A 13845-nucleotide genomic window follows, 5' to 3' on the forward strand; every position below is an offset into this window, starting at 1 on the left:
TTGAGCGACACGCGCCAAAAGATCATGAGGGTTCTCGATGGCGAAAGCCTGAGCCCTCCTCCTCTCTGGCTGATGAGGCAGGCGGGACGTTATCTGCCGGAATACAGAGAGACACGAGCAAAGGCCGGAAGTTTTCTCGATCTCTGCTACACGCCCGATTACGCCGTCGAGGTGACGCTGCAGCCGATCCGCCGCTATGGCTTCGACGCGGCCATCCTGTTTTCCGATATTCTGGTCATCCCCGATGCAATGAAACGGAATGTGCGGTTCACTGAAGGGCATGGGCCGGAGATGGATCCCATCGATGAAGCCGGGATTGGGCGATTGAACGGGGAAGAGGTCGTCGCCTATCTCAGACCGGTCCTGGAAACGGTGCGACGGTTGCGGGCGGCGTTGCCTGATGAGACGACCCTGCTCGGCTTCTGCGGTGCGCCCTGGACGGTTGCGACCTATATGATCGCCGGACACGGTACGCCGGATCAGGCCCCTGCCCGTCTCTTCGCCTACAAATATCCCCGCGCTTTCGAACATCTGCTGATGCTGCTTGCCGACGTATCGGCAGACTATCTCGTCGCCCAGATCGACGCCGGCGCCGATGCCGTTCAGATCTTCGAATTCCTGGGCTGGGGTTCTCGGGGAGAAGGAGTTCGAAGCTTTCGCGATCAGGCCGGTTGCGCGGATGATCGCGTCGATCAAGTCGCAGCGCCCGCATGCGCGCATCATCGCCTTCGCCAAGGGGGCCGGCTATCAGCTGAAATCCTATCGTCAGAAGACCGGTGCCGATGCGATCGGCCTCGACTGGTCGGTTCCATTGGCCTTTGCCGCCGAACTTCAGAAGGATGGACCGGTGCAGGGCAATCTCGATCCGATGCGCGTCGTTGCCGGCGGCCGGGCGCTGGAAGAGGGTATCGATGATATTCTGCAGCATCTCGGCCATGGACCGCTGATCTTCAATCTCGGCCACGGCATCACGCCGCAGGCCGATCCGGACCATGTGCGTCAGCTGGTCGAACGCGTGCGGGGCGCGAAGTGACGACGGAAAGGCAGACGGATCGGAAACCCGGCGCTTATGCCCGGCGCCGTGCCCATTTTGCGCTGGCCTTCTTCGCGCTGATGGCGGTCGGGCTTTTCGCCTGGAACCCCGACAATCTCTATCTCTGGATCAAGGCGCTTCACATCATCGCGGTGATTTCCTGGATGGCCGGACTGTTCTACATGCCGCGGCTGTTCATCTATCACACCGACGCGGAGCCGGGCTCGGTGCAGTCGGAGACCTTCAAGGTGATGGAGCGCCGGCTGCTGCGGATCATCATGACACCGGCGATGATGCTGACCTGGATCTTCGGTCTTTATCTCGCCTGGTCGGTCTATGGATTCCAGGGCGGCTGGCTGCATGCCAAGATCGGTCTGGTCGTGCTGCTGACCGCTGTTCATATGTTCTTCAGCCGTGCGGTCGGCGCGTTCGAGCGCGACGAAAATCGCCGCTCGGCACGCTATTGGCGGTTCATGAACGAGGCGCCGACACTGCTGATGATCCTGATCGTGATCCTCGTGGTGGTGAAGCCGTTCTGAGGAAAATCCTCCTCAGGTTAAATTTGCTTCATTTTAATCAGCCCCCTTGCGGCGGCGATTGCAACTCGCTATTTTCCGCGCATCTCATCTACGTGGCATGTGTGAAGAGTTCAGTCGTCTGCGAGCCCCTTTCGCAGTACCGAATACGACCCAACATCGCCTTTCCCCTTCGAAAATGAAAAGAGTATTGGTCACTTCATGGCTGAAATGAAGCTTCAGGAACTTAAGAGCAAATCCCCGACGGATCTTCTGGCTTTTGCCAAATCGCTCGAGGTCGAGAATGCAAGCACGATGCGCAAACAGGAATTGATGTTTGCGATCCTCAAGATGCTGGCCAGCCAGGATGTGGAGATCATCGGCGAAGGGGTGGTCGAGGTGCTGCAGGACGGCTTCGGCTTCCTGCGCTCGGCCAACGCCAACTACCTGCCCGGCCCTGACGATATTTATATCTCGCCGTCGCAGATCCGCCGTTTCTCTTTGAAGACAGGCGACACGGTCGAGGGACCGATCCGTGAACCGAAGGAAGGCGAGCGCTATTTCGCGCTGCTCAAGGTCAACACCATCAATTTCGACGATCCGGAAAAGATCCGTCACAAGGTTCATTTCGACAATCTGACACCGCTCTATCCGAATGAGCGCTTCAAGATGGAACTCGACATTCCGACCTCCAAGGATCTGTCGCCCCGCGTGATCGATCTGGTGGCGCCGCTCGGCAAGGGCCAGCGCGGATTGATCGTCGCGCCGCCGCGCACCGGTAAGACCGTCCTTCTGCAAAACATCGCCCATTCGATCACGGCCAACCACCCGGAATGCTATCTCATCGTCCTTCTGATCGACGAACGTCCGGAGGAAGTGACGGACATGCAGCGTTCCGTCCGCGGTGAGGTCATTTCCTCCACCTTCGACGAACCGGCGGTGCGTCACGTCCAGGTGGCCGAAATGGTGATCGAAAAGGCCAAGCGTCTCGTCGAGCATGGCCGCGACGTCGTCATTCTGCTCGATTCGATCACACGCCTCGGGCGCGCCTACAACACGGTCGTCCCCTCCTCCGGCAAGGTGCTGACGGGTGGTGTCGACGCCAACGCGCTGCAACGGCCGAAGCGCTTCTTCGGCGCCGCGCGCAACATTGAGGAAGGTGGTTCTCTGACCATCATCGCAACGGCGCTGATCGATACCGGTAGCCGCATGGACGAAGTGATCTTCGAAGAGTTCAAGGGTACCGGCAACTCGGAAATCGTCCTCGACCGCAAGGTCGCCGACAAGCGGATCTTCCCGGCGATGGACATCCTCAAGTCCGGCACGCGTAAGGAAGACCTGCTCGTTCCACGCCAGGATCTGCAGAAGATCTTCGTTCTTCGCCGTATCCTCGCTCCAATGGGCACCACCGATGCGATCGAATTCCTGATCGACAAGCTGAAGCAGACGAAGAACAATTCTGATTTCTTTAACTCGATGAACACCTAATCCTTAGCCGGATTCATCTTTGAGAGCTGGCGCATCGCCTCGATGTCGCCAGCTTTTTATTTGAGAGGAATCGATTCGGATTCGAACTGACAAGCGGACGCATGGCCATGGTGGATGATACGATTTATGCGCTGTCGAGCGGCGCCCCGCCCTCGGGTGTTTCGGTCATTCGAATCAGCGGTCCGTTGACCAGAGAATTGCTAACCAGGCTGGTCGGGTCAGTGCCGCCTGATCGGCTGGCTTCCTACCGAACGATTCGGGCGCGTAACAACCAGCCGATCGATAGCGGTCTGGTGCTGTTTTTCCCCGCTCCAAACTCGTTTACCGGTGAAGATGTCGCCGAGCTGCAGATCCATGGCAGCAAGGCCGTCCTGGCAGCGCTGTTTCAGGTGCTGGGTGATACTCCCGGTGTTCGTATGGCGATTGAAGGCGAGTTTTCCCGACGCGCTTTCGAAAACGGCAAGCTTGATCTGGTCGAGGTCGAGGGCCTGGCCGATCTCATCGGGGCTGAGACCGAGATGCAGCGCCGCCTGGCCGTGGAACACAGCGCTGGTGGCGTCTCGGCAGTATACGATTCGTGGGCGGAACGATTGACCCGCGCGCGCGCCTTGATCGAAGCGGAACTCGATTTTGCCGACGAGGATGATGTCCCGGGATCGGTGTCGGATATGGTCTGGGCTGATATGGATCGCCTTCGCAATGATATCCGCCATCATCTCGACGCGGCTTCGGCAGGCGAGATTATCAGGGACGGCTTTAAGGTGGTCATCGCCGGCGCGCCGAATGCAGGAAAATCGAGCCTGCTGAATGCTCTCGCCCGACGTGACGTCGCCATCGTCACGGATATTGCCGGAACCACCCGTGACGTCCTGCAGGTTGATCTCGACATTGACGGCTATCTTGTCAAACTCTATGACACGGCCGGTCTGCGTGAGGCGGACGACCGGGTCGAGATGGAAGGCGTGCGGCGGGCGCGGGTTGCGCTTCGCGATGCCGATCTTGTGCTGTTGCTGGTCGATGTGAGCGATCCCGTCATTCCTGCCGACTTGGACCAGGCTTTGCCGCATGTTAGGGTTGGAACGAAGAAGGATCTCATCGAGACTGGCTCCGATCGATATGATCTGCGGATTTCGACGGCAACCGGTGAAGGCCTGCCGGAATTGCGGGCGCTGATCGGGCGCGTCGTCAAAGAGCGGTTTGATGGCCTGTCTATGGCGATCCCGAGCCGACAGCGGCATAAGGATTCGCTGGCGAAATGTTTGGCAGCGCTCGATGCGGCAATCTCGCAGAGCGAGACGAATCTCGAACTGCGCACGGAGCAGCTTCGCCTGGCGGCTGAGTATTTGGGACGGATTACCGGGCGGGTTGATGTCGAGCAGCTGCTCGATGTGATCTTCTCGGAGTTTTGTATCGGCAAATGATTCACGTGAAACCTTCTTGAGGCTGTCGCCCGAGTTCACGTGAAACCCCGCCGAGTTGGAGTTTGAGATGACCGGCAATGTCTATGATGTGATTGTGATCGGCGGCGGCCATGCGGGCACGGAGGCTGCCAGTGCAGCTGCGCGCCTCGGGGCGAAAACCGCCTTGGTCACCCACAGGCGAGACACGATTGGTGTCATGTCCTGCAATCCAGCGATTGGCGGGCTTGGCAAGGGACATCTGGTCCGCGAGATCGACGCGATGGACGGTCTGATGGGCCGGGTCGCCGATCTAGCCGGTATCCAGTTCAGAATGCTGAACCGGAAGAAGGGTGCGGCCGTCCGCGGTCCGCGAACGCAGGCGGATCGGAAGCTGTATCGACTGGCGATGCTGGCGGCGATCGAAGCGACACCAGGCTTGGATATCGTCGAAGGCGACGCATTCGATCTCGACGTCGTCGATAATCGTGTTGCCGGCGTGATCATGAAGGATGGCCGGCGGTTGAAAGCGCCGGCAGTCGTGTTGACGACCGGCACCTTTCTGCGCGGGCTGATCCATATCGGTTCGGAAAAGACACCCGCCGGCCGCGTCGGCGAACCCCCTTCGCTCGGGCTGTCGGCAACTCTGGCGCGGCTGGGGCTGCGCCTCGGGCGATTGAAGACGGGCACGCCGGCCCGGCTGGACGGCAAGACGATCGACTGGCAGTCCGTCGGTCGGCAGGGTGCGGACGAGGATCTCGTGCCCTTTTCCTTCATGACGGATTCGATCACGACGCGGCAGATCGAATGTGGCGTTACCCGGACGACCGAAGCGACACACCGGATCATCGTAGACAATATCAAGCGTTCGGCCATGTATTCCGGGCAAATCGAAGGTGTCGGGCCGCGTTACTGCCCATCCATCGAGGACAAGCTGGTCAAGTTCGGCGAACGCGACGGCCATCAGGTCTTTCTCGAGGCGGAGGGCCTCGACGACGATACGGTTTATCCGAATGGCATTTCGACGTCGCTGCCGGCCGAGGTCCAGGCGGAATTCATCAAGACCATTCCCGGAACTCGAGACGGCGCGGATCCTCCAGCCGGGTTATGCCATCGAGTATGATCATGTCGACCCGCGGGAGCTGACGCCATCGCTTGAAGTCAAGCGGCTGAGAGGCCTGTTTCTCGCCGGCCAGATCAACGGGACCACCGGTTATGAGGAGGCGGCGGCGCAGGGGCTGGCGGCGGGATTGAATGCTGCACTGCGAAGCACCGATTCGGATCCGTTCCATTTTAGCCGGACGAATTCTTACATTGGGGTGATGATCGATGACCTCACCTCGCGAGGCGTTACGGAACCGTATCGGATGTTTACGTCGCGCGCGGAGTATCGTCTGACTCTGCGGGCCGACAATGCCGATGCCCGGCTGACACCACTTGGCATGCGGCTTGGCTGCGTCAGCAGTGCACGCGAGCGGCGATTCACGGTCTATCAAGCAGAAGTCGACGCCGGGCGCGCCCAACTGATGTCGCTGACGGTGACCCCCAATGAAGCGCGGCGCGCCGGCCTGAACATCAATCTGGATGGTCAGCGCCGGACGGCCTATGACCTGTTGTCCTACCCGGATTACGACTTTGCCGCCCTCCGGCGGGTCTGGCCGGATGCTCTGGGCGCGATCCGGCCGACGGTTGCCGAGGCGTTGGAGATCGAAGCGGGCTACTCGGTTTATCTCGACCGGCAGGCGGCGGCCATTGCCGACCAGCAGCGCGACGAGGAGCGGCGTATCCCCGATGATTTCGACTATTCTGCGCTTTCCGGCTTGTCGAACGAGCTCAAGACAAAGCTTAGTGCGGCCCGTCCGTTCAACGTCGCGCAGGCAGCCATTGTCGAGGGCATGACGCCGGCCGCTATCGCGCTGTTGCTGGTGCATTTGCGCCGGCGGAGCGGTGCAGAGCGTCAAACTGCCTAACATAAGATTTGAGAAGTCTTTGAGAATGGAATTGAACGGTTTGCGTGTTTCACGTGAAACACAGGCACAACTCCAACAGTTTGCGGCACTCTTTCAGAAATGGGCAAAAGCCATCAATCTCGTAGCGCCATCGACGCTCGATGATCTGTGGCGGCGTCATATCGCTGACAGCAGCCAGATTTTCCAGATTTACCCCGAGCCGGTTCGCTGGGTCGATCTCGGCAGCGGCGGCGGCTTTCCCGGCGTGATTACCGCGATCTTCCTGGCGGAGCTGCAGGATGGGTGGGTGCATCTCGTCGAAAGCAACCACAAAAAGGCAGCATTTTTGCGAACCGCACTGCGGGAGACAAATGCACGCGGGAGCGTTCATGCCATTCGAATCGAGGATGCCCATGCCGAGATCGGCGAGTGTGATGCGATTTCAGGCAGAGCCCTCGCCGACCTCGACGGGCTGATCGGCTACGCAGCGCCTTGGATGCTTGGCAAGGAAAATTGTCGTGGGTTTTTTCATAAAGGCCGGGATTACCTGAGGGAAATCGACGAAGCACGTGGCAGGTGGGAATTCGATCTGCTAGAACATAAAAGCGCCGTCGAGCAGGAATCTGTTATTTTGGAAATATCGAATCTCCGGCGCTTGGTTTAACAGATCGGATATTGCGGCAATGGCTGGCGAACGACATCGGATAATCACCATCGCAAATCAGAAGGGTGGCGTTGGCAAAACGACCACCGCCATCAACCTGGCAACAGCGCTGGCCGCCATCGGCGAGCGCGTCCTGATCGTGGATCTCGATCCGCAGGGCAATGCCAGCACCGGCCTCGGCATCGATCGTCGTGATCGCAAGCTTTCCTCCTACGACCTGATGGTCGGAGAGCGCGGAATCAGTGAGGTGACGCTGGAAACCGCGGTTCCCAACCTCTTCATCGTGCCATCGACCATGGATCTGCTCGGCATCGAGATGGAAATCTCGCAGCAGAGCGATCGTGTCTTTAAATTGCGGAAGGCACTGTCGTCCGCAGAAGCCATGGCGTTTTCCTATATTCTTCTCGATTGCCCGCCTTCGTTCAACCTGCTGACGATGAATGCCATGGCAGCGGCCCATTCGGTGCTGGTGCCGCTGCAATGCGAATTTTTCGCGCTCGAGGGGCTGAGCCAGCTGCTCGAAACCGTCAGTCAGGTGCGCCGGACGGTCAACCCGCGGCTGGATATTCAGGGCATCGTCCTGACGATGTTCGATGCCCGCAACAATCTTGCCCAACAGGTGGTCAATGATGTGCGCACGCATCTCGGCGAGAAGGTTTACCATACGTTAATTCCGCGCAATGTCCGGGTGTCCGAGGCGCCGTCCTACGGCAAGCCGGCCATTCTCTATGATCTGAAATGCGCGGGCAGCCAGGCCTATCTGCAGCTGGCCTCCGAGGTCATTCAGCGGGAGCGCCAGAGACTGGCCGCGTAAAATCATTTCAGGATGCAGGTGAGTGTAGATCATGAATGACGATATATCGAAAAGGCGATTGGGCCGTGGCCTCGCGGCGCTGATTGGTGAAATGGATCAACCTGTTCCGGTGGAGGCTGAACGAACCGTCAGCGCCGACCGGATGATCCCGATCGAGTTCGTCAGTCGCAATCCCCGCAACCCCCGTCGTTTTTTCGACGACACCGAATTGCACGATCTTGCCAGCTCCATCCGCCAGCACGGCATCGTGCAGCCGATCGTGGTACGAACGATGGAGCGGGACCGCTATGAAATCATCGCCGGCGAACGGCGGTGGCGCGCAGCGCAGCTTGCCGGCCTGATCGAAATCCCCGTCATTATCCGCGACGTCGACGATAAAACGGCGCTGGAGATCGCCATTGTCGAAAACGTGCAGCGCGCGGATCTCAATCCTCTTGAAGAGGCGTTGGGCTATGAGCAGCTTATCGCGGAATATGGCTATACCCAGAACGATCTTGGCGAAATTATCGGCAAGAGCCGCAGCCATGTCGCTAACTCGCTGCGTTTGCTGAAACTGCCGGATCCGGTTCGCGATCTGCTGGCCGCCGGCAGTCTTTCGGCCGGACATGCGCGTGCGCTGGTGTCGACACCCGATCCGGCAAGCCTTGCCCGCACAATCGTTGCCAAGGGCATGTCGGTGCGTGATGCCGAAAAGCTGGCGCAGAACAATATCAAGGCGCAATCGGAGCCGCAGCAGACGGCCTCGCGCCGCGATCGAAAGGACTCGGATACGCTCGCGCTGGAACGCACGCTGTCCGATGCCCTCGGACTCGAGGTGTCAATCAATCACAAAACGAGCGGCGGCCAGATCAAAATTTCCTACAAGTCGCTCGAGCAGCTCGAGGAAGTCTGCCGCTTGCTGGAACGGCGATAATCACCCCGACTTGCGACCGGATTGCAGGGTGGTGGAGAGAAGTGTTTGCATCGCAACGCTGTCTTCCAGCACCTGCCGACGCCGGCTCTGAAGAATGGCCGCCTGCAGACGGTTGGATTCACGCGCGATGCTTTCCGCGGACCACTGGCGAAGCGCCTGCTCGAGGATCGGCTTGCGGCGAAAATGCAGATGCCGTCCCATCGTCTGCATCACCTGCGGCACCTGCAAGCGCTTGTCTTCCATCTCTGCACGCATGGTATCCAGAAGCTGGAACTGCTTCAGGCAGGCCTGCAACACGAGAAAGATCGCTGTTTTCGAACTGCTGATCTTTTGCATGGCATGGAGGAAGCCGTTGAGGTCGCCGCCGAGGATGGCGTCGACGGCATCATCAACGGAGATCGCGCTGGCATCGCCGATTATTTCGGTAACGTGATGTTCTTCGACCGTATCGAGGCCGCGGCAGTAAAGGGCGAGCTTGCGCACTTCATTGCGTGAAGCGATCCGATCGCCGCCGATCAGTGCGATCAGCGCCTGGCGCGCCGCCGGCGTAATACCGAGCTTTTCCGCCCCGAGTTCAGCATCGATCAAGCCGTTCAAGGCGCGGCTGTCGTCGGCATAAGACGGCACCGTCATGACGGCTCGCGCGGCTTCCGCGGTCTTACGCAGCAGTGAACCCTTTTTCAGATCGCCGGCCTCCACGATCAGATAGGCGGCCTCGAGCGGTTTTTCAGCCAAGAGCGCCAGGGAATCGACAAGGTATTTCTCGTTGGCGGCGCCGCGGATCCAGATGAGTTTTTCGCCGCCGAACAGCCCGATGGATTGGGCCTCGTCAACCAGTCGCCCGGGATCCTTTTGCAGATCGGCGATATCGAGTTTTGTCAGCGAGAAAGGGTCGTCCAGCGCGACGCCGGTCTTGCCGGCGAGCTGGCCGGCGCGCTCGGACACCAGACCGCGATCCGGCCCGTAAATGACGAAAATCCGGTAGTTCCGCGCCGATTTCTGCAGAAAGGTCTCGAACTCGTGGGACTTGATCTCCGCCACCTGTCCGCCCTCAGCGGCTGAGGGCAGCGGCGAGATCGGCCCCTACGAATTCCGCCGTCTGATCGGCAGCGCGGTTCTCGGCATCGCGGATCGCCCTCTGCTTGGCAAATTCCTGCTCGGAGAAATCCACCAGCGCGGTCGCCTGGCGGCTGCCGGCCTTGATGACGCGACCGTCGGCGATGGCGCTCAGCGTATAGGTGACGGTGACGGTGACACGACCGGCGCGCGACGTATCGCCGGATTGCCGCAGGAGCGTATCGGCGACGCTCGACGTGGCCCGCAGTTCAACGTGATACTGCGGATTTGCCGCTTCGCCGGCGCCGCGCGACGCCAGGAAGATCAGCCGATTGCGCACCTGTTGTTCGATGCGGCCGGATGCATCGGAAAAGCCGACCGAGGACAGCTTTTCGGTGACGCCCGAGCTCTCGGAATAAAGCGGCCGGACCTGGCAGGCCGACAGAAATGTCGCGGCGGCAAGGATCATGGCGATGCCGGCATTGCGGGCCAGCTTGCGAGCGATTTCAGACGACAATGTTCACAATCCTTTGGGGAACCACGATGATCTTCTTCGGTGCCTGACCGTTCAGCACATTCCTCACCGCGTCCAGTTCCAGCACGGCGTCGGTGACGGCATTCTGATCCGCATCGCGAGAAATTGTCAATTCGGCGCGCTTCTTGCCGTTGATCTGCACGGGCAGGACAACGTCGTTTTCAACGACGAGCGCTTCGACGAAACGCGGCCAGTCGGTGCGGGCAAGCAGCTCCGTATTGCCAAGCGTGGCCCAGCATTCTTCAGCGAGATGCGGCGTCATCGGGGCGACGAGCTGGATCAGGATCTCGGCCGCGTCACGCACGGCGGCGCGATAGGCGATATCGCCCTCCCCTGCCGCAACCCTCGTCAGCGGCGCGGCGAGCGCATTGACGAGCTCGTAGATGCGGGCGACGGCCTTGTTGAACCAGAGCTTGTCGTAGTCGTTCTGAACGGCCTTCAGCGTCTTGTGCGCCGCCTGCGAGATCGCCAGCGCCTCGCCTTCGCTTGCCGGTGCGGCTGCAACGTTCGAAAGGACGCCGGCCGCTTCGGAAATCAGCCGCCACAGGCGCTGGGTGAAACGGTGAGCGCCTTCGACACCCGCTTCGGACCAGATGACGTCACGCTCCGGCGGAGAATCGGACAGCACGAAGAAGCGGGCGGTATCGGCGCCATAGGAGGCGATGATATCGTCGGGATCCACGACATTCTTCTTCGATTTCGACATCTTCTCGATCGAGCCGATGGCGACCTCTTCGCCTGTCGCCAAGAGCAGGGCACGGCGTTTGCCGTCGATCTCCTCGATGCGGATATCGGCGGGAGCCACCCATTCACGGCCGGCGCCGGCGTTGCGGCTGTAGGTCTCATGAACCACCATGCCCTGGGTGAACAGGCCCTTGAAGGGTTCGCTCGCCGCAACGTGACCGGTCTCGCGCATGGCGCGGGTAAAGAAGCGCGAATAGAGCAGATGCAGGATCGCGTGCTCGATGCCGCCGATATATTGATCGACCGGCAGCCAACGGTTAGCCGCCTCAGGATCGGTCGGCTTGCCCTCCCACGGCGCGGTAAAGCGGGTGAAATACCAGCTCGAATCGACGAAGGTGTCCATCGTATCGGTCTCGCGGCGGGCATCCTTGCCGCAGTTCGGGCAGGCGACGTGACGCCAGGTCGGGTGGCGGTCGAGCGGGTTGCCCGGCTGGTCGAAGCTGACGTCGTCCGGCAATTTCACCGGCAGATCCTTCTTCGGCACCGGCACGACACCGCAGGCATCGCAATGGATGACCGGGATCGGGCAGCCCCAATAGCGCTGACGCGAAATGCCCCAGTCGCGCAGGCGGAAATTGATCTTCCGCTCAGCCTGGGGCGTATTGCCGAGCGAAGCGGCCGACAGCCGGTCGGCAACGATATTGAAGGCTTCTTCGGTCGTCTTGCCGTCGAGGAAGCGCGAATTGATCATAACGCCATCGCCGTCATAGGCGGTATCGCCGACGGAAAAGCTCGCAGCGTCGCCATCGCTCGGCATGACCACGGGCACGACCGGCAGGCCGTATTTACGGGCGAAATCGAGGTCGCGCTGGTCGCCGGAGGGGCAGCCGAAGATCGCGCCCGTGCCGTAGTCCATCAGCACGAAATTGGCGATATAGACGGGCAGTTCCCAGGAGGGATCGAGCGGATGGCGCACACGGATGCCGGTGTCCAAGCCCTTCTTTTCGGCGGTCTCGAGTGCTGCAAGCGAAGTGCCGGCGCGGCGGCATTCCTCGCAGAAGGCCTCGATCTCGGCGTTCGTGGCGGCGGCATCCTTGGCCAGCGGATGGTCGGCGGAAATCGCCAGGAAGGAGGCGCCGAACAGCGTATCCGGCCGGGTGGTATAGACGGTAATCTCGGTTTCGCCGGCCGGCGCCGTTTCCGGCACGATCTCCCAGCGAATGGTCATGCCTTCCGAACGGCCGATCCAATTCTTCTGCATCAGGCGAACTTTTTCCGGCCACTGGTCGAGCGTATCCAGCGCGTCCAAGAGGTCCTGGCTGAAATCGGTGATCTTGAAGAACCATTGCGTCAGTTCACGCTGTTCGACCAGCGCGCCGGACCGCCAGCCGCGGCCGTCGATCACCTGTTCGTTGGCGAGCACGGTGTTGTCGACCGGATCCCAATTGACCTTCGACTGCTTGCGGTAGACCAGACCCTTCTCCAGGAAATCCACGAAGAGATGCTGCTGGTGCTGGTAATAGTCGACGTCGCAGGTGGCGAACTCGCGGCTCCAGTCCAGCGAAAGCCCCATGGCCTTCAGCTGCGCCTTCATCGAGGCGATGTTCTGATAGGTCCAGGAGGCGGGGTGAACGCCGCGTTCCATGGCGGCGTTTTCCGCCGGCATGCCGAAGGCGTCCCAACCCATCGGATGCAGCACGTTATAACCGCGGGCACGCTTGTAGCGGGCAACGACATCGCCCATGGCGTAGTTGCGGACATGGCCCATATGGATGCGTCCCGACGGATAGGGGAACATTTCGAGGACGTAATATTTTTCGCGCGGATCGGCGTTGTCGGTCTCGAAGACCTTGTCTTCATTCCATTTCTGCTGCCAGCGGGGCTCGGCATCGCGCGGATTATAACGTTCGGTGGCCATTGTATTCGAAATTCCGGAAAATCAGGGGAGGTTGGTCGAGACCTTCACCATGAAACCACCGTAGCGTCAAGTTTTGCAGGCGCTGCAAGCGTCCGATCTTCATTCCGGCCGGGCGATTTCGCGGCAGCGGGTCTTGGCAAGCACAGAATGGCTGGCTAGTTCATTGCCATCACTCTCATGCTGAATGTCGAGGCAGAACGATGGAACTTCAAGAGCGCTTGAACGACGTGCGATCGCGGATTGCCGCCGGAGAACGCCAGGCCGGCCGTGCGGCCGGCTCGGTTCGGCTCGTCGCGGTGTCGAAGACATTCGAGGCGGAGGCGATCCGCCCGGCGATCGAAGCCGGGCAGCGCATTTTCGGCGAGAACCGGGTGCAGGAAAGCCAAGGCAAATGGCCGGCGCTGAAAGCCGAACATCCCGACATCGAACTGCATCTGATCGGGCCGCTGCAATCGAACAAGGCGGCGGACGCGGTGGCGCTTTTCGACGTGATCGAGACCGTCGATCGGGAAAAGATTGCCCGCGCCCTTGCCGAGGAGATGAAGCGGCAAGGCAAAACACCGAGGCTTTACGTCCAGGTCAATACCGGGCTCGAGCCGCAGAAGGCCGGCATTGCCCCTGACGACACGCCGGCCTTCGTCTCGCTTTGCCGTGGCGAGCTCGGTCTTCCGATCGAAGGTCTGATGTGCATTCCGCCGGCCGAGGAAAATCCCGGACCGCATTTTGCCCTGCTGGCAAAGCTCGCGTCGAAATGCGGCGTTGAGAAACTCTCCATGGGCATGTCGGGCGATTACGAGACAGCGATCGCCTTCGGCGCCACCAGCGTCCGCGTCGGATCGGCGATTTTCGGCGCGCGCTGATACGCTGCTTTGGTCGGGC

General features: G+C 60.4%; 10 protein-coding genes and 2 pseudogenes. 9 read left to right on the forward strand and 3 right to left on the reverse strand.

Features of this window, described 5'->3' with window-relative positions; translation table 11 throughout:
• From hemE to MHI61_RS23845, 8 genes and pseudogenes are all read left to right on the forward strand, one after another.
• Positions 1–1033 (forward strand): annotated as a pseudogene (gene hemE / locus MHI61_RS23810) (uroporphyrinogen decarboxylase).
• Positions 1030–1572 (forward strand): protoporphyrinogen oxidase HemJ, encoded by a 543-nt coding sequence (gene hemJ / locus MHI61_RS23815; protein WP_239790826.1) that lies wholly within the window; start codon positions 1030–1032, stop codon positions 1570–1572. The pseudogene hemE and the gene hemJ overlap by 4 nt, the downstream one beginning before the upstream one ends.
• A gap of 198 nt (positions 1573–1770) precedes the next feature.
• Positions 1771–3036 (forward strand): transcription termination factor Rho, encoded by a 1266-nt coding sequence (gene rho, locus MHI61_RS23820; protein ID WP_239790827.1) that lies wholly within the window; start codon positions 1771–1773, stop codon positions 3034–3036.
• Between the two features lie 101 nt (positions 3037–3137).
• On the forward strand, positions 3138–4457 hold the full coding sequence (mnmE, locus tag MHI61_RS23825; RefSeq protein ID WP_239790828.1) for a tRNA uridine-5-carboxymethylaminomethyl(34) synthesis GTPase MnmE: 1320 nt from the start codon (positions 3138–3140) through the stop codon (positions 4455–4457).
• Between the two features lie 67 nt (positions 4458–4524).
• A pseudogene (gene mnmG / locus MHI61_RS23830) lies at positions 4525–6403 on the forward strand (tRNA uridine-5-carboxymethylaminomethyl(34) synthesis enzyme MnmG).
• A 25-nt stretch (positions 6404–6428) separates the two neighbouring features.
• Positions 6429–7046 (forward strand): 16S rRNA (guanine(527)-N(7))-methyltransferase RsmG, encoded by a 618-nt coding sequence (gene rsmG, locus MHI61_RS23835; protein ID WP_239790829.1) that lies wholly within the window; start codon positions 6429–6431, stop codon positions 7044–7046.
• 19 nt (positions 7047–7065) lie between these two features.
• Positions 7066–7860 (forward strand): ParA family protein, encoded by a 795-nt coding sequence (locus MHI61_RS23840; protein WP_038692104.1) that lies wholly within the window; start codon positions 7066–7068, stop codon positions 7858–7860.
• Between the two features lie 31 nt (positions 7861–7891).
• Positions 7892–8773: a ParB/RepB/Spo0J family partition protein gene (locus MHI61_RS23845; protein ID WP_239790830.1), complete on the forward strand. Its 882-nt coding sequence runs from the start codon at positions 7892–7894 to the stop codon at positions 8771–8773.
• On the opposite strand, the gene holA is transcribed toward MHI61_RS23845, so the two are convergent.
• From holA to leuS, 3 genes are read right to left on the reverse strand one after another with little or no spacing between them, the layout of a single operon-like run.
• The gene (holA, locus tag MHI61_RS23850; RefSeq protein ID WP_239790831.1) at positions 8774–9814 is read right to left on the reverse strand and encodes a DNA polymerase III subunit delta; all 1041 of its coding nucleotides are present in this window, start codon (positions 9812–9814) and stop codon (positions 8774–8776) included. It abuts the gene before it with no gap.
• 10 nt (positions 9815–9824) lie between these two features.
• Entirely contained in the window at positions 9825–10346 is a 522-nt protein-coding gene (gene lptE, locus MHI61_RS23855; protein ID WP_097605798.1) for an LPS assembly lipoprotein LptE, read from the reverse strand.
• Complete coding sequence (leuS, locus tag MHI61_RS23860; protein WP_239790832.1) at positions 10336–12966, reverse strand: leucine--tRNA ligase; 2631 nt, start codon at positions 12964–12966, stop codon at positions 10336–10338. Before leuS ends, lptE begins: the two co-directional genes overlap by 11 nt.
• Before the next feature lie 200 nt (positions 12967–13166).
• On the opposite strand from leuS, the gene MHI61_RS23865 reads away from it, so the two are divergent.
• Positions 13167–13826, forward strand: a complete 660-nt coding sequence (locus tag MHI61_RS23865) for a YggS family pyridoxal phosphate-dependent enzyme (protein ID WP_239790833.1) — start codon at positions 13167–13169, stop codon at positions 13824–13826.
• Positions 13827–13845 lie beyond the last annotated feature (19 nt).

Source organism: Rhizobium sp. K102, from assembly GCF_022385315.1.
In the GTDB taxonomy this organism is placed as follows: Bacteria; Pseudomonadota; Alphaproteobacteria; order Rhizobiales; family Rhizobiaceae; genus Rhizobium; species Rhizobium croatiense.

Bases quoted from the DNA above. Each gene is read 5' to 3' on its own strand.
- MHI61_RS23865 (WP_239790833.1), top strand. From the start codon at position 13,167: ATGGAACTTCAAGAGCGCTTGAACGACGTGCGATCGCGGATTGCCGCC.
- rho (WP_239790827.1), top strand. From the start codon at position 1,771: ATGGCTGAAATGAAGCTTCAGGAACTTAAGAGCAAATCCCCGACGGAT.
- MHI61_RS23845 (WP_239790830.1), top strand. From the start codon at position 7,892: ATGAATGACGATATATCGAAAAGGCGATTGGGCCGTGGCCTCGCGGCG.
- rsmG (WP_239790829.1), top strand. From the start codon at position 6,429: ATGGAATTGAACGGTTTGCGTGTTTCACGTGAAACACAGGCACAACTC.
- mnmE (WP_239790828.1), top strand. From the start codon at position 3,138: ATGGCCATGGTGGATGATACGATTTATGCGCTGTCGAGCGGCGCCCCG.
- leuS (WP_239790832.1), bottom strand. From the start codon at position 12,966: ATGGCCACCGAACGTTATAATCCGCGCGATGCCGAGCCCCGCTGGCAG.
- MHI61_RS23840 (WP_038692104.1), top strand. From the start codon at position 7,066: ATGGCTGGCGAACGACATCGGATAATCACCATCGCAAATCAGAAGGGT.